The 26,239-nt window shown below is 71.3% G+C and carries 22 protein-coding genes; 13 read left to right on the top strand and 9 right to left on the bottom strand.

The window, feature by feature from the left end; translation table 11 throughout:
• Positions 1-3 precede the first annotated feature (3 nt).
• From tpiA to pgi, 5 genes are all read left to right on the top strand, one after another.
• Positions 4-780, top strand: a complete 777-nt coding sequence (gene tpiA, locus AB0E91_RS27500) for a triose-phosphate isomerase (RefSeq protein WP_361787333.1) — start codon at positions 4-6, stop codon at positions 778-780.
• A 131-nt stretch (positions 781-911) separates the two neighbouring features.
• Positions 912-1,148: a preprotein translocase subunit SecG gene (gene secG / locus AB0E91_RS27495; protein WP_078495896.1), complete on the top strand. Its 237-nt coding sequence runs from the start codon at positions 912-914 to the stop codon at positions 1,146-1,148.
• Between the two features lie 216 nt (positions 1,149-1,364).
• Positions 1,365-1,700, top strand: a complete 336-nt coding sequence (locus tag AB0E91_RS27490) for an RNA polymerase-binding protein RbpA (RefSeq protein ID WP_003957010.1) — start codon at positions 1,365-1,367, stop codon at positions 1,698-1,700.
• A gap of 141 nt (positions 1,701-1,841) precedes the next feature.
• Entirely contained in the window at positions 1,842-3,110 is a 1,269-nt protein-coding gene (locus tag AB0E91_RS27485) for an MFS transporter (protein WP_361787330.1), read from the top strand.
• Positions 3,111-3,183: 73 nt separating this feature from the next.
• The gene (gene pgi, locus AB0E91_RS27480) at positions 3,184-4,836 is read left to right on the top strand and encodes a glucose-6-phosphate isomerase (RefSeq protein WP_361787327.1); all 1,653 of its coding nucleotides are present in this window, start codon (positions 3,184-3,186) and stop codon (positions 4,834-4,836) included.
• A gap of 22 nt (positions 4,837-4,858) precedes the next feature.
• Here pgi and AB0E91_RS27475 read toward each other — a convergent pair whose 3' ends face one another.
• The 3 genes from AB0E91_RS27475 to AB0E91_RS27465 are packed head-to-tail and all read right to left on the bottom strand — an operon-like array spanning position 4,859 to position 8,475.
• On the bottom strand, positions 4,859-7,141 hold the full coding sequence (locus AB0E91_RS27475; protein ID WP_361787324.1) for an FtsX-like permease family protein: 2,283 nt from the start codon (positions 7,139-7,141) through the stop codon (positions 4,859-4,861).
• Between the two features lie 42 nt (positions 7,142-7,183).
• The gene (locus AB0E91_RS27470; protein WP_361787321.1) at positions 7,184-7,963 is read right to left on the bottom strand and encodes an ABC transporter ATP-binding protein; all 780 of its coding nucleotides are present in this window, start codon (positions 7,961-7,963) and stop codon (positions 7,184-7,186) included.
• Positions 7,960-8,475 carry a PadR family transcriptional regulator gene (locus tag AB0E91_RS27465; RefSeq protein WP_161178249.1) on the bottom strand — a complete coding sequence of 172 codons (516 nt, stop codon included), beginning with the start codon at positions 8,473-8,475 and terminating at the stop codon, positions 7,960-7,962. The genes AB0E91_RS27470 and AB0E91_RS27465 overlap by 4 nt, the downstream gene beginning before the upstream one ends.
• A gap of 331 nt (positions 8,476-8,806) precedes the next feature.
• On the opposite strand from AB0E91_RS27465, the gene AB0E91_RS27460 reads away from it, so the two are divergent.
• The 5 genes from AB0E91_RS27460 to AB0E91_RS27440 all read left to right on the top strand — a co-directional run bounded on the left by AB0E91_RS27460 (position 8,807) and on the right by AB0E91_RS27440 (position 15,422).
• Positions 8,807-10,072: an ABC transporter substrate-binding protein gene (locus AB0E91_RS27460; RefSeq protein ID WP_361787317.1), complete on the top strand. Its 1,266-nt coding sequence runs from the start codon at positions 8,807-8,809 to the stop codon at positions 10,070-10,072.
• Positions 10,073-10,216: 144 nt separating this feature from the next.
• Positions 10,217-11,830, top strand: coding sequence for a glycoside hydrolase family 13 protein (locus AB0E91_RS27455; RefSeq protein WP_361787314.1), 1,614 nt, complete (start codon positions 10,217-10,219; stop codon positions 11,828-11,830).
• 57 nt (positions 11,831-11,887) lie between these two features.
• The gene (locus AB0E91_RS27450; protein ID WP_361787311.1) at positions 11,888-13,216 is read left to right on the top strand and encodes an ABC transporter substrate-binding protein; all 1,329 of its coding nucleotides are present in this window, start codon (positions 11,888-11,890) and stop codon (positions 13,214-13,216) included.
• A gap of 8 nt (positions 13,217-13,224) precedes the next feature.
• Complete coding sequence (locus tag AB0E91_RS27445; protein ID WP_361787308.1) at positions 13,225-14,586, top strand: sugar ABC transporter permease; 1,362 nt, start codon at positions 13,225-13,227, stop codon at positions 14,584-14,586.
• The gene (locus AB0E91_RS27440) at positions 14,583-15,422 is read left to right on the top strand and encodes a carbohydrate ABC transporter permease (RefSeq protein ID WP_361787305.1); all 840 of its coding nucleotides are present in this window, start codon (positions 14,583-14,585) and stop codon (positions 15,420-15,422) included. Before AB0E91_RS27445 ends, AB0E91_RS27440 begins: the two co-directional genes overlap by 4 nt.
• 74 nt (positions 15,423-15,496) lie before the next feature.
• On the opposite strand, the gene pgl is transcribed toward AB0E91_RS27440, so the two are convergent.
• From pgl to tkt, 5 genes are read right to left on the bottom strand one after another with little or no spacing between them, the layout of a single operon-like run.
• Positions 15,497-16,279 (bottom strand): 6-phosphogluconolactonase, encoded by a 783-nt coding sequence (pgl, locus tag AB0E91_RS27435; RefSeq protein WP_161178243.1) that lies wholly within the window; start codon positions 16,277-16,279, stop codon positions 15,497-15,499.
• Positions 16,276-17,415: a glucose-6-phosphate dehydrogenase assembly protein OpcA gene (gene opcA / locus AB0E91_RS27430; protein ID WP_361787301.1), complete on the bottom strand. Its 1,140-nt coding sequence runs from the start codon at positions 17,413-17,415 to the stop codon at positions 16,276-16,278. Before opcA ends, pgl begins: the two co-directional genes overlap by 4 nt.
• Positions 17,412-18,950, bottom strand: coding sequence for a glucose-6-phosphate dehydrogenase (gene zwf, locus AB0E91_RS27425; protein WP_361787298.1), 1,539 nt, complete (start codon positions 18,948-18,950; stop codon positions 17,412-17,414). The genes opcA and zwf overlap by 4 nt, the downstream gene beginning before the upstream one ends.
• 1 nt (position 18,951) lies before the next feature.
• Positions 18,952-20,070, bottom strand: a complete 1,119-nt coding sequence (gene tal / locus AB0E91_RS27420; RefSeq protein WP_361787295.1) for a transaldolase — start codon at positions 20,068-20,070, stop codon at positions 18,952-18,954.
• A gap of 34 nt (positions 20,071-20,104) precedes the next feature.
• Positions 20,105-22,192: a transketolase gene (tkt, locus tag AB0E91_RS27415; RefSeq protein ID WP_361787292.1), complete on the bottom strand. Its 2,088-nt coding sequence runs from the start codon at positions 22,190-22,192 to the stop codon at positions 20,105-20,107.
• Between the two features lie 365 nt (positions 22,193-22,557).
• Between tkt and AB0E91_RS27410 the strand changes: the two genes are divergently transcribed.
• From AB0E91_RS27410 to AB0E91_RS27400, 3 genes are all read left to right on the top strand, one after another.
• Entirely contained in the window at positions 22,558-23,511 is a 954-nt protein-coding gene (locus tag AB0E91_RS27410; RefSeq protein WP_361787478.1) for a heme o synthase, read from the top strand.
• 93 nt (positions 23,512-23,604) lie between these two features.
• Positions 23,605-23,919, top strand: coding sequence for a hypothetical protein (locus tag AB0E91_RS27405; protein WP_161180226.1), 315 nt, complete (start codon positions 23,605-23,607; stop codon positions 23,917-23,919).
• 181 nt (positions 23,920-24,100) lie between these two features.
• Positions 24,101-25,198: an amidohydrolase family protein gene (locus tag AB0E91_RS27400; RefSeq protein ID WP_361787288.1), complete on the top strand. Its 1,098-nt coding sequence runs from the start codon at positions 24,101-24,103 to the stop codon at positions 25,196-25,198.
• A gap of 29 nt (positions 25,199-25,227) precedes the next feature.
• On the opposite strand, the gene AB0E91_RS27395 is transcribed toward AB0E91_RS27400, so the two are convergent.
• Positions 25,228-26,238 carry a COX15/CtaA family protein gene (locus tag AB0E91_RS27395; protein ID WP_361787476.1) on the bottom strand — a complete coding sequence of 337 codons (1,011 nt, stop codon included), beginning with the start codon at positions 26,236-26,238 and terminating at the stop codon, positions 25,228-25,230.
• Position 26,239 lies beyond the last annotated feature (1 nt).

Here is a 26,239-nt window from a genome sequence, read left to right as displayed (position 1 = left end):
CGCATGACCACTCGCACGCCGATCATGGCGGGCAACTGGAAGATGAACCTCAACCACCTCGAGGCCATCGCCCACGTCCAGAAGCTCGCCTTCGCCCTGGCCGACAAGGACTACGACGCGGTCGAGGTCGCCGTCCTGCCGCCCTTCACCGACCTGCGCTCCGTGCAGACGCTGGTCGACGGCGACAAGCTCAAGATCAAGTACGGCGCCCAGGACATCTCGGAGCACGACTCCGGTGCCTACACCGGCGAGATCTCCGGCCCGATGCTGGCCAAGCTCAAGTGCTCCTACGTGGTCATCGGCCACTCCGAGCGCCGCCAGTACCACCACGAGACCGACGAGATCGTCAACGCCAAGGTCAAGGCCGCCTTCAAGCACGGCCTCACCCCGATCCTGTGCGTCGGCGAGGAGCTGGACGTCCGCGAGGCCGGCGACCACGTCGCCCACACCCTCCGCCAGGTCGAGGGCGGCCTGAAGGACGTCCCGGCCGACCAGGCCGAGACCGTCGTGATCGCCTACGAGCCCGTGTGGGCCATCGGCACCGGCAAGGTCTGCGGCTCCGACGACGCCCAGGAGGTCTGCTCGGCCGTCCGCGGCAAGCTGGCGGAGCTGTACTCCCAGGACGTGGCCGACAAGATCCGCATCCAGTACGGCGGCTCCGTGAAGGCGGCCAACGTGGCCGAGATCATGGCCAAGCCGGACATCGACGGCGCCCTGGTCGGCGGTGCCTCGCTGGACACGGACGAGTTCGTCAGGATCGTGCGCTTCCGCGACCAGTGACCGGCCGCGATCATTGATCCTGATCAAGGCCGTGAGTAGGCGGTAGCGGCGATACGTCGTACCCTTGCGAGGGGCATGGCCAGGGTGCCGTGCCCCGTCGTCCATCCGAATCCGAGGAAGTTGGTCCAGCCGTGGTTTTGGGGTTCTCGATCGCCCTGATCGTCTTCAGCCTGCTGCTGATGCTGCTGGTGCTGATGCACAAGGGCAAGGGCGGCGGTCTCTCCGACATGTTCGGCGGTGGCATGCAGTCCTCCGTCGGCGGCTCCTCGGTCGCCGAGCGCAACCTCGACCGCATCACCATCGTGATCGGTCTGCTGTGGTTCGCGTGCATCATCGTCCTCGGCATCATGATGAAGTCGAACGCCTGACGCGCACGTCCGCACCGCACAACTCGATACATCCCGTACGTAAAGCCCCATGTTCGGTACGCGCTTCACGGCGCGGCCTATCATGGGGCTTGCGTCTGGGCGGGGACCGTACCTCCCATCACTGGACGCGCGTTGGGCCTTACGTAGACTGAGGCGCTCGCGGCGAAGCGAAAGGCCGACCGGCTTCGCGGCACCATCACGCAGGGAGTTACGACCGTGGCAAGTGGCAACGCGATCCGAGGAAGCCGGGTCGGGGCGGGGCCGATGGGCGAGGCAGAGCGCGGGGAGTCCGCTCCGCGGCTGCGCATCTCCTTCTGGTGCTCCAACGGGCACGAGACCCAGCCGAGCTTCGCCAGCGACGCGCAGGTCCCCGACACCTGGGACTGCCCGCGCTGCGGCTTCCCGGCCGGTCAGGACCGGGACAACCCGCCGGACCCGCCGCGCACCGAGCCCTACAAGACGCACCTGGCCTATGTCCGGGAGCGCCGCAGCGACGCGGACGGCGAGGCGATCCTCGCCGAGGCGCTCGCCAAACTGCGGGGCGAGATCTAGTAGTTCACACCGGCCGGGAGCCCTGAGGGTGCCCGGCCGGAGCCGTACCACCCGGCGGTCAGGACCCGTTGTCAGTGGTGCCCGCTACGGTTCACGCATTGATGGAACGTGCGTCGGTGAAGCGTGTGCCGAGGGGGATGGATGGCCGGGGCCGTGGCGGCGGAGGAGCGGGCGCCCGCGTGGCGCGGGGGGTTCGGGCGGCTGTGGACGGCCGCGATCGTCTCCCGCGTCGGTGACGCGCTGCGCACGGTCGCCCTGCCCCTGCTCGCCGTGCGGCTGACGGACGATCCGCTCGCGGTCGCCGCCGTCAGCGCCTGCGGCTATGTGCCCTGGCTGCTGTTCGGGCTGCTGGGCGGGGCGGTCGCCGACCGGGTCGACCAGCGCCGGGCCATGTGGTCGGTCGATCTCGTACGCGCCCTGCTGGTCGCCGCGTTCGCCCTCGCCGTCGGCCTGGGACACGCCTCGCTCCCGCTGCTGATCGCCCTGGCCTTCTGTCTGACCGCCCTTCAGACGCTCTTCGACAACGCCGCCACGGCCCTGCTGCCCTCGCTGGTCCGGCCGGACGAGCTGGGCACCGCCAACGCCCGGCTGATGACCGGTCAGCAACTCGCCGGCGGGCTGCTCACCGGGCCGTTCGTGCCCCTGCTGTTCGCGGCCGGGGCCTCGATGCCCTTCGCGGCCGACGCGGGCACCTTCCTGGCCGCCGCCGCACTCGTGGCCTCCCTGCGCACCGCGCCCCCGGACCGCGAGCCCCGGCCGCAGGGCAGCACCCTGCGAGCCGAGACCGCCGAGGGCCTGCGCACCCTGTGGCGCGACCCCGCGCTGCGCGCCTGCTGCGTGGCGACCCTGCTGTGCAACATCGGCATGGGCGGCCTCATCGCCACCCTCGTCCTGCACGTCACCCGCTGGCTGCACGCGAGCAACTCCGGCTACGCGGCCGCCATGTCGGTGTACGCCGCCGGAAGCATCGCCGGAGGCTTCCTGGCCCAGCGGATCGCCCGCCGCACCGGACGCGTGCGGGCCCTGCTCCTCGGCGGCACCGTGCAGACCGCCGCGCTCCTCCTCATGGGCTCGGTACGCCACCTGTCCGCGCTCCTCGTCGCCATGGCCGTGCTCGGCGCCATGGGCATGGTGTGGAACGTGAACCAGACGACGCTGATGCAGCAGCGGGCCCCCGCGTCCATGACCGGCCGGGTCTCCGCCGCGTTCCGTACCGCCTCCGTCGCCGGGGCGCCGCTGGGCGCGCTGCTCGCCGGGGGCGCCGCCCGGTTCCTCGGCCTCCAGGCCCCGGCCCTGCTCGCGGGCGCCCTCTTCGCCCTGGCCGTCGTCTCGCTGATACCGGCGCGGCGCGCGGACGTACCAGTGGTCACGACGCGGGTGGACACGGCCACCGTTCCTCCCGCCCGCTGATCAACTAGGTTGGTTCCGCCGCCGGGCAAGGCACGCGGCAGGACAGGCCCAGGAAGGAAGGCTGAAGTCGGAGATGAACGCAGACGGCCGTACCAGGCTCAACCAGTTGCCCGAGTGGAACGCCCTCGCCCGGCACCGCGAGGACATCGGCGGCACCGACCTGCGGGAGCTGTTCGCCGCCGATCCCGGACGCGGCACCGGATACACCGTCCAGGTCGGTGACCTCTACATCGACTACAGCAAGAACCTGGTGACGGACGAGACGCTCGCCCTGCTCCAGGAACTGGCCACGGCCACGGACGTGTTCGGGCTGCGGGACGCGATGTTCCGCGGTGACCGGATCAACGTGACCGAGGACCGCGCGGTCCTGCACACCGCGCTGCGGGCTCCGCGCGATGCGGTGATCGAGGTCGACGGCGAGAACGTCGTCCCCGGCGTGCACGCCGTCCTCGACAAGATGGCCTCCTTCGCCGACCGTGTCCGTTCCGGTGAGTGGACCGGTCACACGGGCAAGCGGATCAAGAACGTCGTGAACATCGGCATCGGCGGCTCCGACCTCGGTCCCGCCATGGCGTACGAGGCGCTGCGCGCCTTCACCGACCGCGATCTGACCGTGCGGTTCGTGTCCAACGTGGACGGCGCGGACCTGCACGAGGCGATCCGTGATCTGGATCCGGCGGAGACGCTGTTCATCGTGGCGTCGAAGACGTTCACCACGATCGAGACGATCACCAACGCGACCTCCGCGCGCCAGTGGCTCCTGGAGTCGCTGGGCGACGAGAAGGCGGTGGCGCGGCACTTCGTGGCGCTGTCCACGAACGCCGAGAAGGTCTCCGGTTTCGGGATCGACGTGGACAACATGTTCGAGTTCTGGGACTGGGTCGGCGGGCGGTACTCGTTCGACTCGGCGATCGGTCTGTCGCTGATGATCGCGATCGGCCCGGACCGGTTCCGGGAGCTGCTGGACGGTTTCCGGATCGTGGACGAGCACTTCCGCACGGCTCCGGCGGAGGCGAACGCGCCTTTGCTGATGGGGTTGTTGGGGATCTGGTACAACAACTTCTTCGACGCGCAGTCGCTGGCGGTGCTGCCGTACAGCCACTACCTGTCGAAGTTCACGGCGTACTTGCAGCAGTTGGACATGGAGTCCAACGGCAAGTCGGTGCAGCGTGACGGTGCTCCGGTGGAGTGGCAGACCGGCCCGGTCGTCTGGGGTACTCCGGGTACGAACGGGCAGCACGCGTACTACCAGTTGATCCACCAGGGGACGAAGCTGATCCCGGCGGACTTCATCGGATTCGCGCGCCCCGCCGAGGAGTTGAGCGACGCGCTCAAGGGCCAGCACGACCTGCTGATGGCCAACTTCTTCGCCCAGACCCAGGCCCTCGCCTTCGGCAAGACGGCGGAGGAAGTGCGGGCGGAAGGGGTGCCGGAGGAACTCGTCGCGGCCAAGACCTTCCAGGGCGACCGGCCGACGACCACCATCCTGGCCCCCGAGCTGACCCCCTCCGTGCTCGGCCAGCTCATCGCCCTCTACGAGCAGAAGGTGTTCGTGCAGGGCGCGGTCTGGAACATCGACTCCTTCGACCAGTGGGGCGTGGAGCTGGGCAAGGTCCTCGCCAAGCGGATCGAGCCCGCCCTGACCGAAGGTGCCGAGGTGCCGGGGCTCGACCCGTCGACCAAGGCACTCGTGGCCGAGTACCGCGAGCTGCGCGACCGGAGCTGACCTGCCACCGGAGCGGCCCTCGTCAGCCCACCGCGCTCATCGTGTCCGCCGGCCGGCCGCGTGCCGACCGGGCGGCGGGCAGTGCGGCGAGGGCGGCCGCCCCGAGCACGGCGCCGCCGCCGACCAGGAGCAGCAGTCCGGGGGAGGGCGAGCGGGCGATTCCGGCGCCGATGCCGCTGGAGTCGCCCTGGGCGTCGATCAGCCGCCGGGCCAGCGGCAGGCCGAGGGCCGTCGCGGCGAGGGCCGCCGCCAGGGCCGTACAGCTGATCGAGGTGACGGTGATCGCGGTGATCTGGCGCGGGGACATGCCGATGGCGCGCAGGGCGAGCACGTCCCGTTCGCCCTCGCGGACGGTGCCGCCGATGGCGGTGAGCAGTTCGACCAGGCCGACCAGGGCGAGCACGGCGATCAGGCCCGCGACCACCGCGCGCAGCGGGGTCAGGCCGTCGGCCGGGTTGGTGACGGTGTGCACGTCGAGATGGCCGCCGCCCGCCGAGGACAGCGCGGCGGCGACCCGCGCGGGATCGGCCCCGGGGCGCAGCCGCAGCTGGTAGAAGGCGGGGGCGAGCGCGGGGCCGTTCTCGCGGAGGGTGTCCAGCGAGGTGGTCACGGTCCGGCCGCCGTTCTGCGGTTCGAGGGCGCGGCCCACGATGTGCAGGATCTGCGGCTGGTCGCCGACCGTCATCCGCACCCAGTCGCCCACCCGCACGTGCAGCAGGTCGAGCAGCCCCTGGCCCGCCACCGCCTCGTCGGGCCCCTGTGCGCGCCGCCCCTCGACGAGGGCGTAGGGATACGGCCGTTCGCGGGTGCCGAGGCCGCGCAGGGCGATGGTGCCGGTCTGGCCGGGTACCAGCGCGGCCAGTTCCACGCCCGGGTACGCCTCGGCGATCCGGTCGTCGGCCGCCAGTAGCTGCCGGGTCCGCTGGTCGCTCAGGCCGTCGTCGGCGCGGACGGTGAGCGCGGCGGGCAGGCCCACGTGGGACGGATCGGTGTGGAAGCGGTCGATGGTGGTCCAGGCGCTCAGCGCGACCACCATGAGCAACAGCGGAAGCGTCAGCCGGGCCAGCGCGGCGGACGAGCGGCCGCGCCCGGCGAAGGCCCGGTGGCAGCCGAGGACCAGCGCGGCGGGCAGCCGCAGCCCGAGCGCCCGCCGGGCCACCCCGGTCAGCCCCGCACCCGACGGTCCCGCCGGACGGGGCACCGGTACCGGCGGCACCCGCCCCGCGCGCCAGGCGGCGAGTCCCGTCGTCAGGCCGATGAGCAGCACCGTGCCGACGGGGACGGCGGACAGTGCCAGGGTGTGCCCGGGCAGCCCCTGCCACACGCCCACCGCGTCACCGAGCCGACCCGGCACCCGGGTGCCCAGGCTCTCGATGAGCGCGGCCGAGGCGACCGCGCCGAGCAGGGCGTACGCCAGATGCTGGAGCAGGAAGACCCGGACGACCTGGGAGGGCGTGAAGCCGATCGCCTTGAGCACGGAGATGTCCCGCAGATGGCCCCGGATGCGGGTGCCGATCGCCCCGTGCACCGCGAACCCGGCGGCGGCCAGCGCGCCGAGCCCGAACGCCCCGAGCACCTGGCCGAGGAGCCGGTTGTCGCCCTGTGCCTGTGCCCGCGCCTGCTGCCAGGTGGAGACCTCCCCGACCGCGCCCGCGCCCAGCCGGGTCACCGCGCGCTGGACGGCGTAGTCGGTGTCGGCCGGGTCGGCCAGGCGCAGCCCGGTGACCTGGTAGCCGGGGGCGCGTACGGCGGAGGGCAGGGCCCAGACCAGGCCCGGCTGTTCGCCCGCGCTGTAGCGGGGCTCCGCGCTGTCGGCGATGCCCTCCACGGTGAGGGTGCGGGCGGTGCCGGGCAGCGTGAGGGTGTCGCCGGGTTCCGCCAGCAGGGCGCGGGCCAGGCCGCTCTCCAGGACCACGCCGTCCGGCCGGGCGGGGTCGAGCCAGTGCCCGGCGGTGAGCAACGGGCGTCCCACGGAGGGCAGTTGCGCGGTGGCGCGCAGTTCCACGGCGGCCCGGGTGCCCCGGCAGGAGACGGTGGCGGCCTCGGTGTCGTACGGCCCGGCGACCGCGCGCACCCCGTCCAGACCGGCGAGCCGCGTGGCGTCGGCGGAGGGCGCGGTGTGCAGCCAGACGTGGGCGCCGTGGGCCTGGGTGAAGACGCGCTGCCAGGGGTTGGTGGCGTAGCCGAACAGGGCGGCGGCAAGGAGCAGGGAGGCGACGATCCCGGCGGTGGCGAGGGTCAGGAACAGCGCCTCGCCGCGGTGCGCGCGCAGATCGGAGTGGGCCCAGCGCAGGGTGGCACGCACGGGCTCAGCTCCTCGTACCAAGAGCATGGTGGCGCACGGCGGTCAGTCCCTCAGCTCAAGGACGCCCGAGGTGCCGGACCTCGGGGACGGGGTGCCGTCGAGCGTCGCGTCGTCGGCGATACGGCCGTCGAAGAAGCTGATCACGCGGTCCGCCGCGCTCGCGAGGCGGGCGTCGTGCGTGACCAGGACGATGCTCTGGCCGCGCGCGTGGAAGCGGGTCAGCAGCCGCATCACCTCGCGGGTGCCCTTGCTGTCGAGGCTGCCTGCGGGCTCGTCGGCCAGCAGCAGCGGGGGGTGGTTGACCAGCGCACGGGCCAGCGCGACCCGTTGTTGTTCGCCGCCGGACAGCTCGCGGGGCATGGCGCGCTCCTTGCCGGTGAGGCCCAGCTCGGCGAGGAGTGCCTCGCGTTCGGCGCGGGCGCGCTTCGGGGGGACGCCCGCGAGGAGGGCGGGCAGCTCCACGTTGTCCGCGACGGACAGGTTGGAGACCAGGTTGAAGAACTGGAAGACGATGCCGATGGACTTGCGGCGCTCCACCGCCCAGCGGGCCTCGCTGAAGGAGTCCGTCGGGCGTCCGTCGAGCCGGATGCTGCCCGCGTCGGGCCGCTGGAGGCCGCCGAGCAGATGCAGCAGCGTGGACTTGCCCGCGCCGGACGGCCCGGTGACGGCCACGAACTCGCCGCGTGCCACGGTCAGATCGACCCCGCGCACGGCCCGCACCGGGGCGCCCTCGCCGTGGTGGGTCTTCTCCAGGCCCTCGGCCCGCAGCACGGGCGGCGGCGGTACGGGAGACGGCGGCTTCTCGCCCGGCTTCTCGCTCACTGAGGCCCCTCCAGTTCCTCCTGGCAGCGCTCCAGCCAGTCGAGGTCCGCCTGGAGATGCAGCATCGCGCCCTCGATGAGCAACTGGGCGACGCGGTTGTCCCGGTCCTCCGCCGCCGCGAGGCGTGACAGATCCCGCATGGTGTTCAGATAGCGGCGCCGCTGCTTGTTGATGAGGTCGATCTGGTCGGCGAGGCCGGTCCTCGGGGCCAGCGCGAGCTTCATGAAGAACTCGTCCCGCACCCGGGGTTCGCCCTCGGTCTCCTCGAACCAGACGTGCAGCGCCTCACGCCCGGCGTCGGTGAGGTGGTAGACCTTCTTGTTGGGACGGCCGGACTGCTCGACGTCCTCGCCCGCGATCAGCCCCGACTTCTCCAGGCGCCCGAGGGTCACATAGATCTGCCCGACGTTCGGCTGAGGGTACGCGGAGCCCAGCAGTTGCTCAAGGTCCTGTTTCAGCTCGTAGCCGTGGGCGGGGCCGCGCGCGAGGAGTGCCAGGAGGGGCAGGCGCACTCGTGCTGTCCTCCTGTCCGCCGAATGTGCTCCAGGCCCAAGGGCCTGCCGTCAAACTCCCGTCTGCGGCCCGGCGCCATGCACGCTCCCCCAAGCTCTTCGAGCAGGGGGCGCCCCCACTCGCCGCACCGGGCGCGGACCCACGTACGTCCAGTACGAGGGCCCACGCCCGGCACGCCGAGAGCACGCACCTGGCACCGCGCCGCCCGCCCTTCGGGCGGACGACGTGAGTTTGACGCCAGGCCCTAGTATCGCGCATACCTAACGGGTATACATGGCTCGGTCCCGGGCGATGATGCCCGGGGCGCGTGGGGTGCACGGGGAGGAACCTATGCGGTGGACGCACGCCGCCGGTAGGGGGCTCCTCGTTCTCGCCGTGGTGCTGGCCGGATGCGTGTCCTCCGGGGCCCGGGCCGACGGCGGAGGCGGGCGCGGACCGCTCACCCTGGCCACCGCGGGCGACCTCACCGGCTATCTCGGCCCACTGCTCGCAGGCTGGAACCGCGCCCATCCCGCCGAGCGCGTCACCCTCGTCGAACTCCCGGACTCCGCCGACGAGACCCACGCGCAGATGACCACCGACCTGCGCGGCGGCGACCGGGGCCGCTTCGACGTCCTCAACATCGACGTCAACTGGACCTCCGAGTTCGCCGCGGCGGGCTGGATACGCCCGCTGCCCCCGAGCCGCTTCCCGCTGAAGACCTTCCTGCCCCCGGTCGTGGACACGGCCACCTACGAGGGACGGCTCTACGCGGTCCCGTACGTCACCAACGCCGGGCTGCTGCTCTACCGCAAGGACGTGCTCGACAAGGAGGGCGTACCGCCCCCGCGCACCTGGGCCGAGCTGGAGCACGACGCCCGGACCATCGCCCCGAAGTACCATCTCGGCGGCTACGCGGGCCAGTTCCTGCCCTACGAGGGCCTGACCGTCAACGCGGCCGAGGCCGTCTATTCGGCGGGCGGCTCCATCCTCGGCGACGAGGGAACCCGCGTCACCGTGAACTCCGACGCCGCCCGCGAGGGCATCGGCTTCCTGGCCCGGGGCGTGCGCGAGGGCTGGATACCGAAGGCGGCCCTCACCTACAAGGAGGAGGAGTCCAAGCAGGCGTTCCAGGACGGCAAGCTGCTCTTCCTGCGCAACTGGCCCTACGCCTACGCCGTCGCCTCCGCCAAGGGCTCCAAGGTGGCCGGGAAGATCGGCGCCGTGACCCTGCCCGGCCCGCACGGCCCCGGCACCAGCGTGCTCGGCGGCTCCAACCTGGCCGTCAACAGCCATGCGCGGCACCCCGATTCGGCGGCTCGGCTGATCGCCTACCTCACCAGCGAGGCCGTCCAGCGCCAGGTCCTCACCCGGGGTGCGCTGCCACCCGTGCGCGCCGCGCTCTACCGGGACCCGGACCTGATCCGGCGCTTCCCCTATCTGCCGACCCTGCGCACCGCCGTACTCACGGCCGCCCCGCGCCCCAAGAGCCCGCGCTACGACCAGGTGAGCCTCGTCGTCCAGGCGGTCGTGCACGACGCGCTGACCGGCCGGCAGACCCCGGCCGCCGCCGTCCGCAGGCTGGCCCGGGAACTCGACGCCGTAGCCAGTCGCTAGCTCGACTAGTTACTTGTTAAGTAACGCGCTCATATCGAAGCGCTTCGCCTTGCCCGAGTAAGTTCCCTTTTGTGTGCTCTACTTGGCGGCGCCGTGCGTTCTTCTCATTGACACCCCTGAGAAACAGCTACCTAACATGCATGCATGAAAAGGCACCACTGGTGGCGCGACGCGGTGATCTACCAGGTGTATGTCCGGAGCTTCCTGGACAGCACCGGTGACGGCGTGGGCGACCTCGCCGGAGTCCGCGCCGGACTTCCGTACCTGAAGAAGCTCGGCGTGGACGGCGTCTGGCTGAGCCCGTTCTACCCGTCGCCCCAGCACGACCACGGCTACGACGTGGCGAACTACCGCGACGTCGACCCGCTCTTCGGCGACCTCGCCGAGTTCGACCTGCTGATGGCCGACGCCCGGCGGCTCGGCCTGCGCATCCTGCTCGACATCGTCCCCAACCACTGCTCCAGCGAGCACCCCTGGTTCCGCGCCGCCCTGGCCGCAGGGCCCGGCAGCGAGGAGCGCGCCCGCTTCCACTTCGCCGAGGGACGCGGCCCGGGCGGCGCCGAGCCGCCCAACAACTGGCACGCCATGTTCGGCGGACCCGCCTGGACCCGGACCGACGACGGCCAGTGGTACCTGCACATGTTCACGCCCGAACAGCCCGACTGGAACTGGCGCCACCCCGAGATCCCCGCCGAGTTCGAGGAGGTCCTGCGCTTCTGGCTCGACCGGGGCGTGGACGGCTTCCGCATCGACGTGGCCGCCGGACTCTTCAAGCACCCCGAACTGCCCGACTCCGACGACCCGGAGGCCGACGCCCGCACCCGCGACTCGGTCAACCCGCTCGCCTGGAACCAGCCCGAGGTGCACGACGTGTGGCGCCGCTGGCGCGCGGTCTGCGAGGAGTACACCGCCCGCGACGGCCGCGAACGCCTCCTGGTCGGCGAGGTCTCCGTCCCCACCGCCCGCGAGCACGCCGCCTACGTCCGCCCCGACGAACTCCACCAGGCCTTCTTCTTCGACCTGCTCGGCGCCCCCTGGGACGCCGACGCCTTCCGCAAGGTCATCTCCGAGGCCATGCGGGACATCGCCGGCACCGGCTCCACCCTCACCTGGGTCCTCAACAACCACGACCAGGTCCGCACCGTCACCCGCTACGGCGAACCCGCCCCCGGCGGCAGCGGCCTCGGCGCCGCCCGCGCCCGCGCCGCCGCCCTGCTGATGCTCGCGCTGCCCGGCGCCGCGTACATCTACCAGGGCGAGGAACTGGGTCTGCCCGAGGTCGTCGACCTCCCCGACGACGTACTCACCGACCCCGTCTTCCACCGCACCGGCAGCCGCGCCCGGGTCCGCGACGGCTGCCGGGTCCCGCTGCCCTGGTCCGGACAGGCCTCCCCGTTCGGCTTCACCACCGGCGTCGAGGGCGTCAAGACCTGGCTGCCCCAGCCCGACTACTTCGCCGAGTACGCCACCGAGCGCGCCCTCGCCGACACCCGCTCCTTCTGGCACCTCTACCGCGACGGACTCCAACTGCGCGCCTCGCTGCCCCAGTTGGGCGACGGTGACGGCACGCTGCGCTGGCTCGACACCGAGCCCGGCGTCCTCGCCTTCACCCGCGGCGACGGCCTGGTCTGCGCCGTCAACTTCGGTACCGCGCCCACGACCGCGCCCGTCCCCGGCACCCCTCTGCTCGCCAGCGGCCCCTGCCCGGCCGGGGAACTCCCCGGCTCCACCGCCGCCTGGTGGCTCGCCGACCTCTGATCCGCCGTCAACACCCACCCGGAAGTCAACTCCCGTCCTACCGAAGGGGCATCAACGATGATGCGACGACGCACCACCCTGCTCACCGGCTGCACCGCTCTCGTCCTCGCGCTCGGCGCGACCGCGTGCGGCGGCGACAAGCCCGTCGCCGCCGGGGGCGGCGACAAGGCGCTCACCGGCCAGACCGTCACCGTCGCCGGTGTGTGGTCCGGCAGCGAGCAGAAGAACTTCCAGAAGGTGCTCGACGCCTTCACCGCGAAGACCGGCGCCAAGACCCAGTTCACCTCCACCGGCGACAACGTCTCCACCGTCGTCGGCAGCAAGATCGAGGGCGGCAACGCCCCCGACGTGGTGATGGTCCCGCAGGTCGGCGTGCTCCAGCAGTTCGCCCAGAAGGGCTGGCTCACGCCGCTGTCCGCCACCACCGAGAAGTCGGTCGACTCGGGCTTCGCCCCGGTCTGGAAGAAGTACGGCAGCGTCGACGGCACCCTCTACGGCCTCTACTTCAAGGCCGCCCACAAGTCCACCGTCTGGTACAGCCCCGACGCCCTCGACCAGGCGGGCGTCAAGCCCCCCACGACGTACGCCGACCTGCTGAAGGCCGGGCACACCGTCTCCGACTCCGGGCTCGCCGCCTTCGCCGTCGCCGGACAGGACGGCTGGACCCTCACCGACTGGTTCGAGAACATCTACCTCTCCCAGGCGGGCCCCGAGAAGTACGACGCGCTGGCCGCCCACAAGCTCAAGTGGACCGACGCCAGCGTGGTCAAGGCGCTCACCACCCTCGGCACGCTGTTCAAGGACAAGCAGCTGATCGCGGGCGGCAGCAAGGAGGCGCTCAACACCGACTTCCCCGGCTCCGTCGAGAAGGTCTTCGGCCCCAAGCCCCAGGCGGGCATGGTCTACGAGGGCGACTTCGTGGCCGGTGTCGCCCACGACCAGTTCCACCGCACCATCGGCAAGGACGCGAACTTCTTCCCCTTCCCGGCGGTCGACGGCGGCACCGCGCCCGTGGTCAGCGGCGGTGACGCGGCGGTCGTCCTCAAGGACGGCAAGAACGCCAAGGCCGGCATGAAGCTCCTGGAGTACCTGGCCACCCCCGAGGCCGCCGCCGTCTGGGCCAAGGCGGGCGGCTTCCTGTCCCCGAACAAGAACCTCGACCTCGCTGCCTACGGCGACGACGTCACCCGGGCCACCGCCAAGTCCCTCGTGGGTGCTGGCGATTCGGTCCGCTTCGACATGTCCGACCAGGCCCCGGCCGCGTTCGGCGGCACCAAGGGTGCCGGTGAGTGGAAGATCCTCCAGGACTTCCTGCGCGACCCCTCCGACGCCAAGGGCACCGCGGCGAAGCTGGAGTCCGCGGCGGCCAAGGCCTACCAGAACTGAGTGGCCCGATGACCGCCACCGTCCCCGTCAAGGAACAGGCGGCCCCGTCCGCCGCCGGGCCGGCGCGCCAGCGCCGCACCCGGCGGCGCGGCCGGGCGGTCGCCCTCCTCTTCGTCCTCCCCGCGCTGCTCCTGCTCGGCGCGCTCGTCGTCTACCCGGTGCTCTTCTCCGTCGGCCGCAGCTTCTTCGACGCCTCCGGCACCCGGTTCGTCGGCGGCGGCAACTACGCCGAGATGTTCCAGGACCCGGCCACCGTGAAGGCCATCCGGAACACCGCCATCTGGGTCGTCGTCGCCCCCGCCCTGCTCACCGGGCTCGGCCTGATCCTCGCCGTCCTGGTGGAGAAGGTCCGCTGGGCCACCGCCTTCAAGCTGCTGCTGTTCATGCCGATGGCGGTCTCCTTCCTCGCCGCCGGGATCATCTTCCGGCTCGCCTACGACGAGGACCCCGACAAGGGCGTCCTCAACGCGGCCGTCGTCTCCGTCCACGACGCCTTCGCCGGCACCTCCTCCTACCCGACCGCCCGCGCCCGCACCGGCCACGGGCTCACCCCGGCCGCCGGTGGCGCGTACACCACGGCCGCTCATGTCTCGCCGGGCGGCAGCGGCGTCGTCCTCCCGATGGTCGGCGTCCTGCCCAAGGACCTCCCCAAGGGCGCCGAACCCGCACGGCAGCCGTCGGGCAGCGCCCCCTCCGGCGAGGTGCGCGGTGTCGTCTACCTCGACTTCACCCCAGGCGGGGGAGGGAAGCAGGGCCAGGTCGACGCCAAGGAGAGCGGACTGCCCGGCATGAAGGTCGAGGCCGTGCGCGACGGGCACACCGCCGCCACCGCGACCACCACCGCCGACGGCTCCTTCCGCTTCACCCACCTCGCCGCCGGTTCGTACGCGCTCCGGCTGCCCGGCGCCAACTTTGCCGCGCCCTACCAGGGCGTCTCCTGGCTCGGCCCGGCGCTGGTCACGCCCGCGATCATCGGCGCGTACCTCTGGATCTGGACCGGCTTCGCCATGGTCCTCATCGGCGCGGGCCTGTCCACGCTGCCCCGGGAGACCCTGGAGGCGGCCCGGGTCGACGGCGCGAACGAGTGGCAGATCTTCCGCCGCATCACCGTCCCGCTGCTCGCGCCCGTGCTCACGGTCGTCTTCGTGACCCTCGTGATCAACGTGATGAAGGTCTTCGACCTCGTCTACATCATCGCCCCGGGCCCGGTGCAGGAGGACGCCACCGTCCTCGCCACGCAGATGTGGCTGGTCTCCTTCGGAGGCGGCAACAACCAGGGCCTCGGCAGCGCCCTCGGCGTGCTCCTGCTGCTCCTGGTGATCCCCGCGATGGTCTTCAACGTCCGGCGTTTCCGAAGGAGTCAGCGATGAACGCGGTCCGGCGCGGCCTCGGCAACGGCCTGGTCCAGGCGTTCCTGGTGGTGGTCGGACTGGTCTGGCTGACACCGCTCGCCGGGCTGTTCGTCTCCTCCATGCGCACCCCCGAGGACACCGCCAAGGGCGGCTGGTGGACGGCGCTCACCAGTCCCGGCCAGCTGTCCTTCGACAACTACGCGGCCCTGCTGAAGAACTCCGGTATGACGCAGGCGTTCTGGAACACCGTGCTGATCTCGGTGCCGACCACCGCACTGGTCGTCATCCTCGCGGCACTGGCCGGATACGCCTTCGCCTGGCTGGAGTTCCCCCTCAGGGAGCCCCTCTTCCTGCTGGTGGTCGCCCTGTTGGTGGTGCCGGTGCAGGTCGGACTGCTCCCCGTCGCCAAACTCTTCGGCCAACTGGGCCTGTTCGGCACGATCCCCGGCGTCGTCCTCTTCCACGTCGCCTACGGACTGCCGTTCGCGGTGTTCCTGCTGCGCAACTACTTCGCCGAGATCCCCAAGGAGATGCTGGAGGCCGCCCGCATGGACGGCGGCGGCGAGTGGCGCATCTTCACCCAGCTGGTCCTGCCCGTGGGACGCCCCGCCCTCGCCAGCCTCGCCATCTTCCAGTTCCTCTGGGTGTGGAACGACATGCTGGTCGCCCTGCTCTTCGCGGACAGCTCGTCCCAGCCGCTCACCGTCCAACTCCAGTCACAGATACGCCAGTTCGGCAGCAACATCGACGTACTGGCACCGGGGGCCTTCCTCTCGCTGATCGTGCCGGTGGCCGTCTTCTTCGCCTTCCAACGGCACTTCGTGCAGGGGGTGATGGCCGGGTCGGTCAAGTGACCGGCGGTCAACACGCAAAAGGGCGGCGCGAGTCGAAACTCGCGCCGCCCCTCTGTGCTCTCAGCCCGCGGTTCTCACGGCGAAGCCGGGGGATACAGCGAACGCGGCAGGTCCTTCGCCGCGGCCGCGTCCAGCAGCCACAGCGTCCGGGCCCGGCCCTGGGCGCCAGCCGCCGGGGCCTGGACCTCGCCCGCGCCGGAGAGGGCCATGGCCACCGCCTCGGCCTTGTCCTCGCCCGCCGCCAGCAGCCACACCTCACGCGCCGCGCGGATCGCGGGCAGCGTCAGGGAGACGCGGGTCGGCGGCGGCTTGGGCGCGCCGTGCACGCCCACCACCGTGCGCTCGGTCTCCCGGACGGCCGGCAACTCCGGGAACAGGGAGGCCACATGGGTGTCCGGGCCGACGCCGAGCAGCAGCACGTCGAACTCCGGCACCTCGGCGTGGTCCTCGGGTCCTGCCGCCTTGGCCAGCTCCGCCGCGTACGCCTCGGCCGCCGCGTCCACGTCGGCGCCGTACGGACCGTCCGAGGCGGGCATCGGGTGCACCCGCGCCGGGTCCAGCGGTACGGCGTCGAGCAGGGCCTCGCGGGCCTGCGTGTAGTTGCGGTCCGGGTCGCCCTCGGGGAGGTAGCGCTCGTCGCCCCACCACAGGTCCAGGCGGCTCCAGTCGATGGCGTCCCGCGCGGGCGCGGAGGCCAGCGCGGCCAGCAGACCGTTGCCGTTGCGGCCGCCCGTGAGGACCACGGAGGCGTGACCGCGCGAAGCCTGCGCGTCCACGATCTTCGTGATCAGACGGGCCGCGGCGGCCTCGGCCATCAGTTCCTTGTCGCGGTGCACGACCAGCTGCGGAGTGCTCACTTCGACGCCGCCTTCCTCGCGAGGGAGTTGGGGGTCGGCTTCTCCGCCGCACCCGCCTGATCGGAAGCCTTGTCGACGGCGGCCTCCTCGGCCACCGCCTCCTCGGCCACGACCTCCGTCACCGCGTCCTCGGCGACGGTCTGCTGGATCGCCGCCTCCTCCGCCGCGACGTCCTCGGCCACCGACGCCAGGCCCGTCACCGCGTCCTCCGCCTGCGCCAGCCGCTCCACGCCGTAGCGCAGCGCCGCCGCGTAGGTGTCGTCCGGGTCGAGCCTGCGCAGCTCCTCCGCGAGCAGCTCGGCGGTGTCCCGCCGCTTGAGCGCGACCGCGCGGGCCGGCTGGCCCGAGATGGCCAGGGTGGCCAGCGAACCGTCCGCCCGGTCCAGCACGATCGGCCCGCAGGTGGTGTCCAGCCGGACGGCGGTGAGCCCGGGCCCCGCCGACAGCGTCCGCTTCACGGGCACCGCAAGGCGGTCCGCCAGCCACATCGCGAGCAGCTCGCAGCTCGGGTTGAACTCCTCGCCCTCCACCTCGACACCCGCGACCTCGCAGACCACCTGGTCCAGGGCCGCCGCCAGCATCGAGCGCCAGGGCGTGATCCGGGTCCAGGACAGGTCGGTGTCGCCGGGGGCGTAGGTCTCGGCACGCGCGGCCAGTTCCCGCACCGGCTGCTCGGCGGCGTAGGTGTCGGTGACCCGGCGCTGCGCGAGCGCGCCGAGCGGGTCCTTGGCCGGGTCCAGCGGCGCGGACACCGGCCACCAGACGACCACGGGGGCGTCGGGCAGCAGCAGCGGCAGCACGACCGAGTCGGCGTGGTCGGAGACCTCGCCGTGCAGCCGCACCACCACGGTCTCCCCGGTGCCCGCGTCCGCGCCCACCCTGACCTCGGCGTCGAGCCGGGAGGTGGTGCGGTCGCGCAGGGTACGGGCGTGCCGCTTGATGACGACCAGGGTGCGCGAGGGGTGCTCGCGCGAGGCGTCGTTGGCGGCGCGCAGCGCGTCGTAGGCGTTCTCCTCGTCGGTGACGACGACGAGGGTGAGCACCATGCCGACGGCGGGGGTGCCGATCGCCCGGCGGCCCTCCACCAGCGCCTTGTTGATCTCTCCGGCGGTGGTTCCGGTCAGGTCTATCTTCATGGCCGGCGCCAGCTCCGTCCGTCTCGTGCGAGCATCTCGTCCGCCTCGGCCGGACCCCACGTACCCGACTTGTACTGCGCGGGCCTGCCGTGGGTGTCCCAGTACTCCTCGACCGGGTCGAGGATCTCCCAGGACAGCTCGACCTCCTCCGTGCGCGGGAAGAGATTGGCGTCGCCGAGCAGCACGTCCAGGATGAGCCGCTCGTACGCCTCGGGGCTGGACTCGGTGAAGGACTCGCCGTACGCGAAGTCCATCGACACGTCCCGGATCTCCATGGAGGTGCCGGGCACCTTGGAGCCGAACCGGACCGTGATGCCCTCGTCCGGCTGAACGCGGATGACGATCGCGTTCTCGCCCAGCTCCTCGGTCGCCGTGTGGTCGAACGGGGAGTGCGGGGCGCGCTGGAAGACCACCGCGATCTCGGTGACCCGGCGGCCGAGCCGCTTGCCGGTGCGCAGATAGAAGGGGACACCCGCCCAGCGGCGGTTGTCGATCTCCAGCTTCACGGCCGCGTAGGTGTCGGTCTTCGACTCGGGGTTGATCCCGTCCTCTTCGAGGTAGCCGATGACCTTCTGGCCGCCCTGCCACCCGGCCGCGTACTGACCGCGCACCGTGTGCAGGCCCAGCTCGTCCGGCAGCCGGACGGCGCCCAGCACCTTGGTCTTCTCCGCCGCCAGCGCGTCCGCGTCGAAGGAGGAGGGCTCCTCCATCGCGGTCAGCGCGAGCAGCTGGAGCAGGTGGTTCTGGATGACGTCACGGGCGGCGCCGATGCCGTCGTAGTACCCGGCGCGGCCGCCGATGCCGATGTCCTCCGCCATGGTGATCTGCACGTGGTCCACGTAGGACCGGTTCCAGATCGGCTCGAACATGGTGTTGGCGAAGCGCAGCGCCAGCAGGTTCTGGACGGTCTCCTTGCCGAGGTAGTGGTCGATCCGGAACACCTGGTCCGGCTCGAACACCTCGTGCACGACCTTGTTCAGCTCCTCGGCCGACTTCAGGTCGTGGCCGAAGGGCTTCTCGATGACCGCGCGCCGCCAGGAGCCACCGGTCTGGTCGGCCAGCCCGTGCTTCTTGAGCTGCTTGATGACGACCGGGAACGCGCGCGGCGGCACCGACAGATAGAAGGCGAAGTTGCCGCTCGTGCCCTGCGCCTTGTCCAGCTCTTCGATGGTCGTGCGCAGCCGCTCGAAGGACTCGTCGTCGTCGAAGGTGCCCTGGACGAAGCGCATCCCCTGGAGGAGCTGCTGCCAGACCTCCTCGCGGAACGGCGTACGGGCGTGTTCCTTCACGGCGTCGTGGACGACCTGCGCGAAGTCCTCGTGTTCCCAGTCGCGGCGGGCGAAGCCCACCAGGGCGAAGCCCGGCGGCAGCAGACCGCGGTTGGCGAGGTCGTAGACCGCGGGCATCAGCTTCTTGCGGGACAGGTCGCCGGTGACGCCGAAGATCACCAGGCCCGACGGCCCCGCGATGCGCGGGAGCCGTCGGTCCGCGGGATCACGAAGCGGATTGGCTCCGGAACCGTTGAGGGGTGACAAATCAGCCCTCCGAAGGGGCGAGCCGCTTGAGCTCCGCCTCGGTCGACTTCAGCAGGTCGTTCCAGGACGCCTCGAACTTGTCGACGCCCTCGTCCTCCAGGACCTTGACGACGTCGTCGTAGGAGATGCCCAGGGCCTCCAGCGCGTCGAGGTCGGCGCGAGCCTGCTCGTACGTGCCGGACACCGTGTCGCCGGTGATCTGCCCGTGGTCCTCGGTGGCCTCAAGGGTGGCCTCCGGCATGGTGTTGACCGTGTTCGGCGCGACCAGCTCGGTGACGTACATCGTGTCCGAGTACGCCGGGTCCTTCACACCGGTCGACGCCCACAGCGGACGCTGCTTGTTCGCGCCCGCCTTCTCCAGCGCCTTCCAGCGGTCGGACGAGAAGACCTCCTCGTACGCCTGGTAGGCGAGCCGGGCGTTGGCGATGGCGGCCTTGCCGCGCAGCGCCTTGGCCTCGTCGGTGCCGAGCACCGCCAGCCGCTTGTCGATCTCGGAGTCCACGCGGGACACGAAGAAGGACGCCACGGAGTAGATCAGCGACAGGTCCAGGCCGCGCTCCTTGGCCTTCTCCAGGCCGGTCAGGTACGCGTCCATGACCTTGCGGTACCGGTCGAGGGAGAAGATCAGCGTCACGTTGACGCTGATGCCGTTGCCGATCGTCTCCGCGATGGCCGGCAGACCCGCCACGGTGGCCGGGATCTTGATCAGCGCGTTGGGCCGGTCCACCAGCCAGGCCAGCTGCTTGGCCTCGGCGACGGTGGCCCGGGTGTTGTGCGCCAGGCGCGGGTCGACCTCGATGGAGACCCGGCCGTCCTGGCCACCGGTCGCGTCGAAGACCGGGCGCAGGATGTCGGCGGCGTCGCGGACGTCCGCCGTGGTGATCATGCGGATGGCCTCTTCCACGGTGACCTCGCGGGCGGCGAGGTCGGCGAGCTGCTGCTCGTAGCCGTCGCCGCTGCTGATCGCCTTCTGGAAGATCGTCGGGTTGGTGGTGACGCCCACGACGTGCTGCTGGTCGATCAGCTCGGCGAGATTGCCGGACGTGATCCGCTTGCGCGACAGGTCGTCCAGCCAGATCGCGACGCCTTCCTCGGAGAGGCGCTTGAGTGCGTCTGTCATGGAAATTGCATCTCCTACGTGTCGTTTACGGGCGTCAGCGCTGGGCGTCGGCGAGGGATTCCCGCGCCTGGGCCGCCACGTTCTCCGGAGTGAAGCCGTACTCGCGGAACAGGACCTTGCCGTCCGCGGACGCGCCGAAGTGCTCCAGGGAAACGATGCGACCCGCATCGCCCACGTACTTGTGCCAGGTGAGGCCGATACCGGCCTCCACGGCGACCCGGGCCCTGACCGACGGCGGCAGCACGGACTCCCGGTACCCCCGGTCCTGCTCCTCGAACCACTCCACCGACGGCATCGAGACCACGCGGGTCGGTACGCCCTCGGCCTGGAGCTGCTCACGCGCCTCGACGGCCACGTGCACCTCGGAACCGGTGGCGATCAGGATCACCTGCGGCTCGCCGCCCTCGGCCTCCAGCAGGACGTAACCGCCACGGGCGGCGTCGTCGTTGGGCTCGTAGACCGGCACACCCTGGCGGGTGAGGACCAGACCGTGCGGGGCGCCCTTGCCGAACTCCTTCGTCCAGCGCTTCTGGATCTCGCGCCAGGCGATGGCCGTCTCGTTGGCGTCCGCCGGGCGGACCACGTTCAGACCGGGGATCGCGCGCAGCGCGGCCAGGTGCTCGACCGGCTGGTGGGTCGGGCCGTCCTCGCCCAGGCCGATGGAGTCGTGCGTCCACACGTACGTCACCGGCACGTGCATCAGGGCCGACAGGCGCACGGCGTTGCGCATGTAGTCGGAGAAGACGAGGAACGTACCGCCGTAGACACGGGTGTTCCCGTGCAGCGTGATGCCGTTCATCTCGGCGGCCATCGCGAACTCGCGGATGCCGAAGTGGATGGTGCGGCCGTACGGGTCCGCCTCGGGCAGCGGGTTGCCCGCCGGGAGGAAGGAGCTGTCCTTGTCGATGGTCGTGTTGTTCGAACCGGCGAGGTCGGCGGAGCCGCCCCACAGTTCGGGCACGACCGCGCCGAGGTCCTGGAGGACCTTGCCGGAGGCGGCGCGGGTGGCGATGCTCTTGCCGGTCTCGAAGACCGGGATCTTCTCCGCCCAGCCGGCCGGCAGCTCGCCCGCGGCGATGCGGTCGAACTCGGCCGCGCGCTCGGCGTTGTTGCCCCGCCACTCCTGGAAGGACTTCTCCCACTCGGCCTTGGCCTCGCGGCCGCGCTCCAGGGCGCCGCGCGTGTGGGTGAGCACCTCGTCGGCGACGGCGAAGGTCTGGGTGTCGTCGAAGCCGAGGACGCGCTTGGTGGCCGCGACCTCGTCGTCACCGAGGGCCGAGCCGTGCGCGGCCTCGGTGTCCTGGGCGTTCGGGGCGGGCCAGGCGATGATCGAGCGCATGGCGATGAAGGACGGGCGGTCGGTGACGGCCTTGGCCGCCTCGATCGCCGCGTAGATCGCCTCGGGGTCCAGGTCGCCGTCGGCCTTGGGCTCCACGCGCTGGACGTGCCAGCCGTACGCCTCGTACCGCTTCATCGTGTCCTCGGACACGGCCGTCTCGGTGTCGCCCTCGATCGAGATGTGGTTGTCGTCCCACAGCAGGATCAGGTTGCCGAGCTTCTGGTGGCCCGCGAGCGAGGACGCCTCGGCGGAGATGCCCTCCTGGAGGCAGCCGTCACCGGCGATGCAGTAGATGTAGTGGTCGAAGGGGGACGAGCCCTCCGGCGCGTCCGGGTCGAACAGGCCGCGCTCGAAGCGGGAGGCCATGGCCATGCCCACCGCGTTGGCCACACCCTGGCCCAGCGGCCCTGTGGTGGTCTCGACGCCCTTGGTGTGTCCGTACTCCGGGTGGCCCGGGGTCTTCGAGCCCCAGGTGCGGAAGGACTTCAGGTCGTCCAGCTCCAGGCCGAAGCCGGCCAGGTAGAGCTGCGTGTAGAGGGTCAGGGACGAGTGACCGGCGGACAGCACGAAGCGGTCGCGGCCCACCCACTCCGGGTCGGCCGGGTCGTGCCGCATCACCTTCTGGAAGAGGGTGTAGGCGGCCGGGGCCAGGCTCATCGCCGTGCCGGGATGGCCGTTGCCGACCTTCTGTACGGCGTCGGCGGCCAGGACACGGGCGGTGTCCACGGCCCGCTGGTCCAGCTCGGTCCACTCAAGGTCTGTGGTGGTCGGCTTGGTGCTCACCCTGGGTCAGGGCTCCTCTCCACATGTTGTTCGCCGGTACGCGGCGCGTGGCGCCCGCCGGCCCGCCGGTGCACTGGTGTCCACCGGCCGTTGTCGAGCCTACCCCCGAGGGGACGTGCGTTTTTCGAGTCATTCCAGACTGCCGGGACTCGCCGCCATCCGCCTCCCGACCGGCCCGGAAGCCGCTGGGCACATGAATACGGAGCGGCCCGCCGTCCTGCTCAAAGGGGGTTCGGCGGGCACCCCGCCAACACGAGCGGACCCCGGCGGAAAACCGGATATGGGCAACGTCTAAAGTGGCGTGGTACGCGCGGGTCTTTACACCGGTTTCACACGGGTGGCCCGCTGGGATGTCTCTGTCAGGGGTGTGCGTGACGGCCGTCGAATCCCGTCCTGCTGGTGCGCTCGGTGTGAGCCACAGCCCGGTCCACCGGCCGTTCGGCGCCCGGGTCAAGGGCTTCGTGGCGCTGACCAAGCCGCGGATCATCGAGCTGCTGCTCATCACCACGGTGCCGGTCATGTTCCTGGCCCAGCAGGGCGTGCCCGACCTCAAGCTGGTGCTGCTCACCTGCGTGGGCGGCTACCTGTCCGCGGGCGGCGCCAACGCGCTGAACATGTACATCGACCGGGACATCGACGCCCTGATGGACCGCACCTCGCAGCGGCCGCTGGTGACCGGCATGGTCAGTCCGCGCGAGTGCCTCGCCTTCGGCATCAGCCTGGCGGTCGTCTCCACACTGCTCTTCGGATTCACCGTCAACTGGCTGTCCGCCTGGCTGTCGCTCGGAGCGCTCCTCTTCTACGTCGTCGTCTACACGATGATCCTCAAGCGGCGTACGTCGCAGAACATCGTGTGGGGCGGCATCGCGGGCTGCCTTCCGGTGCTGATCGGCTGGTCCTCGGTCACGAACTCCATGTCGTGGGCTCCGGTCATCCTCTTCCTCGTCATGTTCTTCTGGACGCCGCCGCACTACTGGCCGCTCTCCATGAAGGTCAAGGACGACTACGCGCGCGTGGGCGTGCCCATGCTTCCGGTGATCGCCTCCAACAAGGTCGTCGCCCGGCAGATCGTGATCTACAGCTGGGTCATGGTCGCCGTCTCCCTGCTGCTCCAGCCGCTCGGCTACACCGGCTGGTTCTACACGGCCGTCGCGCTGGCCTCCGGCGGCTTCTGGCTGTGGGAGGCGCACGGGCTGCAGAACCGGGCGAAGGCCGAGGTGACGGGCGTCAAGCTCAAGGAGATGCGGCTGTTCCACTGGTCGATCACCTATGTGTCGATCCTGTTCGTGGCGGTCGCGGTGGACCCGTTCCTCAGGTAGTCCGTTTGTTTCTTCCATAAGGGAGGGGCGCGTGGTCAAGGCCACGCGCCCCTCCCTTCGCTGTTTCATCTACCCGTCGGTAGCATCCTGACCATGGCAGACACGGAGCAGGTTGACGCGAAGACCGAGCGCAAGGTGAAGCGCCTCGCCCACGAGATCGGCGCCTTCGCCAAGGCGCACGGCGGGGCCGGGGGCAACGTGGCGTACATCGGTGAGCGGGGGGCCCGGATCGCCCTCGTCGGCGAGGACGGGGAGTGGGGGAACCTGGTGGCACCCAGCGTGGAGATCGGGCTGCGGGCGCTGGAGAAGGCGGGGGTCACGGTGCACGAGGAGTTCGACGGGGAGTTCGCGGCGAAGATTCGTACGAGTGCGTATGAATGGAAGCGGATGGCTGGTATTCAGGTCTGAGTCCGGCTCGGGGGGTGGCGGTGCGTTGCAGGGTGCGGCTGCGTCGTGCTTGATCGCGCCCACGCGGCGGAGCCGCAAATCGACAGGGCCCCGCGCCCCTTTTAGGTTGGGCAGCGCCACCTGAATCTCATTCGCGCCGTTAGGACGGTAAGGCAGTGCACCGTCCTTGCGGGAGTTCGAGATGATCGAAACGGCGTCGCTCGTGGATCAGTACTGCCACGGGGTGTTGCGGACCGAACTGGGGCTTGGGACGTTCGAGGCTCAGCTCGGGCGGACGGAGGGGGCGCCCGCGGCGGGGACCACGTTGTTCGACACGCAGACGGGGTTCGCCGTGCGGCGGTGGTGTCCGCCGCTGCTCGGGCTCGAGCCGCACTGCGCGCCCGCGCGGTATCTGGCGCGGCGGCGGGAACTGGGCGTCCTGGAGGCGGGGCGCAGGCTGCTGCGGGGGAGCGGGATCACGACCTATCTGGTCGACACCGGTCTGCCCGGGGATCTCACCGGGCCCGAGGAGATGGCCGCCGCCGGGGACGCCGACGCGCGGGAGATCGTCCGCCTTGAGCCCCTCGCGGAGCAGGTCGCGGACACCTCGGGCAGCGTCGCGTCCTTCCTCGCCAACCTGGCCGAGTCGGTGCACGGCGCCGCGGGCCACGCCGTCGCCTTCACGACCGGGGCCGGGTTCGCGGACGGCGCCGCACTCTCGCCCGAGCCGCCCGGACCCGGTGAGGTACGCGGCGCGGCCTCGCGCTGGCTGGCGGGACGGCGGGTGGGGGAGGCGCCGACCGATCCGGTGCTGCTGCGCCATCTGCTGTGGACCGCCGTCGCCTCCGGGCGGCCGCTCCAGCTGCACGCGGGGCTCGGCGCCCCGGGCGTCCCGGCCGACCCCGGTCCGCTGACCGGCTTCGTACGGGCCACGGCCGGCCTCGGCACGGACGTGGTCCTGCTGCACGGTTACCCGCATCACCGGTACGCGGCCCATCTGGCCGCCGCCCATCCGCACGTCTACGCCGACTCCGGCGCCGCGCTCGTCCGTACCGGCGCCCGCGCGGCCACCGTGCTCGCGGAGATCCTGGAACTGGCGCCCTTCGGCAAGATCCTCTTCTCCAGCGGGGCGCGCTCCCTGCCGGAACTGCACGTCGTCGCCGCCCAGCTCTTCCGCGAGTCCCTCAACCGCGTCCTCGGCACCTGGGTCACCGACGGCGCCTGGTCCCTGACGGACGCGCGCCGGGTGGCCCGCATGGTGGCGGCGGAGAACGCGCTCAGGGTGTACGGGCTGGAGTGAACCTGCCCGTACAGGTCAGCCCGTACCGGTCAGGCGGAGGTGCCGACCTTGACCTCGGCCGAGGGGCCGGGCACCGTCACCGCGTCGAGCGGACGCTCGCGCAGCGAGAGCAGGACGCGCAGCACCCAGATCCACATCACCGAGGAGCCCAGCATGTGCAGGGCGACCAGGGCCTCGGGGAGGTGCGTGAAGTACTGGACATAGCCGATGACACCCTGAAGCAGCAGGATCACGAACAGCTCGCGCGTCCGGTTCAGCGGGCCCTTCGGGGCGTCGACCGCCTTGAGGACGAACCACAGCGCGAAGGTCAGCGTCACCACGATCCAGGCGAGCACCGCGTGCAGCTTGGCGATCATCTCCCAGTCGAGCGGGATGCGCTCGACCTCGCTGGAGTCGCCCGCGTGCGGACCCGCGCCGGTCACCACCGTGCCGACCGCGATCAGCAGCACGGACGCGACGACCAGGAACCACACCAGCTGCCGTACCGCCCCGCCGACCAGCGGACGCGGCTCCCCGTCGCCCTCACGGGTGCGCTGCCACATCACGGTCACGACGGTGATCAGCGCCGTGGTGAGCAGGAAGTGCGCGGCGACGGTGTAGGGGTTCAGGCCGACCAGCACGACGATGCCGCCGAGCACCGCGTTGCCCATGACCACCCAGAACTGGGCCCAGCCGAGCCGGGTCAGGCTCCGCCGCCAGGGCTTCGCCGAACGCGCGGCGATGATCGCCCAGCCGATGGCGGCGCACAGCACGTACGTCAGCATCCGGTTGCCGAACTCGATCGCGCCGTGGAAGCCCATCGCGCGGGTCGTGGTCAGCGAGTCGGCGGTGCAGGTGGGCCAGGTCGGGCAGCCGAGGCCCGAGCTGGTCAGCCGCACCGCGCCGCCGGTGACCACGATGACCACCGCCATCACGAGTGCGGCGAGCGCGGCCCGGCGGACCGTACGGGGGTCCGGGGTCCAGCGCTCGGCGATGAAGGCGAGCGGGTTGCGCAGGGCCGCTGCGGTGTCGGCGGGGGTCAGCTTTGGCACGCGCGTAATA

It is taken from the genome of Streptomyces sp. NPDC026659, from assembly GCF_040638245.1.
Lineage (GTDB): Bacteria > Actinomycetota > Actinomycetes > Streptomycetales > Streptomycetaceae > Streptomyces.
This window is presented reverse-complemented; position numbering and strand designations above follow the sequence as displayed.

Bases quoted from the DNA above. Each gene is read 5' to 3' on its own strand.
- AB0E91_RS27440 (WP_361787305.1), top strand. From the start codon at position 14,583: ATGAACGCGGTCCGGCGCGGCCTCGGCAACGGCCTGGTCCAGGCGTTC.
- AB0E91_RS27445 (WP_361787308.1), top strand. From the start codon at position 13,225: ATGACCGCCACCGTCCCCGTCAAGGAACAGGCGGCCCCGTCCGCCGCC.
- AB0E91_RS27485 (WP_361787330.1), top strand. From the start codon at position 1,842: ATGGCCGGGGCCGTGGCGGCGGAGGAGCGGGCGCCCGCGTGGCGCGGG.
- AB0E91_RS27455 (WP_361787314.1), top strand. From the start codon at position 10,217: ATGAAAAGGCACCACTGGTGGCGCGACGCGGTGATCTACCAGGTGTAT.
- opcA (WP_361787301.1), bottom strand. From the start codon at position 17,415: ATGAAGATAGACCTGACCGGAACCACCGCCGGAGAGATCAACAAGGCG.
- AB0E91_RS27450 (WP_361787311.1), top strand. From the start codon at position 11,888: ATGATGCGACGACGCACCACCCTGCTCACCGGCTGCACCGCTCTCGTC.
- AB0E91_RS27400 (WP_361787288.1), top strand. From the start codon at position 24,101: ATGATCGAAACGGCGTCGCTCGTGGATCAGTACTGCCACGGGGTGTTG.
- tpiA (WP_361787333.1), top strand. From the start codon at position 4: ATGACCACTCGCACGCCGATCATGGCGGGCAACTGGAAGATGAACCTC.
- tal (WP_361787295.1), bottom strand. From the start codon at position 20,070: ATGACAGACGCACTCAAGCGCCTCTCCGAGGAAGGCGTCGCGATCTGG.
- pgi (WP_361787327.1), top strand. From the start codon at position 3,184: ATGAACGCAGACGGCCGTACCAGGCTCAACCAGTTGCCCGAGTGGAAC.
- AB0E91_RS27405 (WP_161180226.1), top strand. From the start codon at position 23,605: ATGGCAGACACGGAGCAGGTTGACGCGAAGACCGAGCGCAAGGTGAAG.
- AB0E91_RS27460 (WP_361787317.1), top strand. From the start codon at position 8,807: ATGCGGTGGACGCACGCCGCCGGTAGGGGGCTCCTCGTTCTCGCCGTG.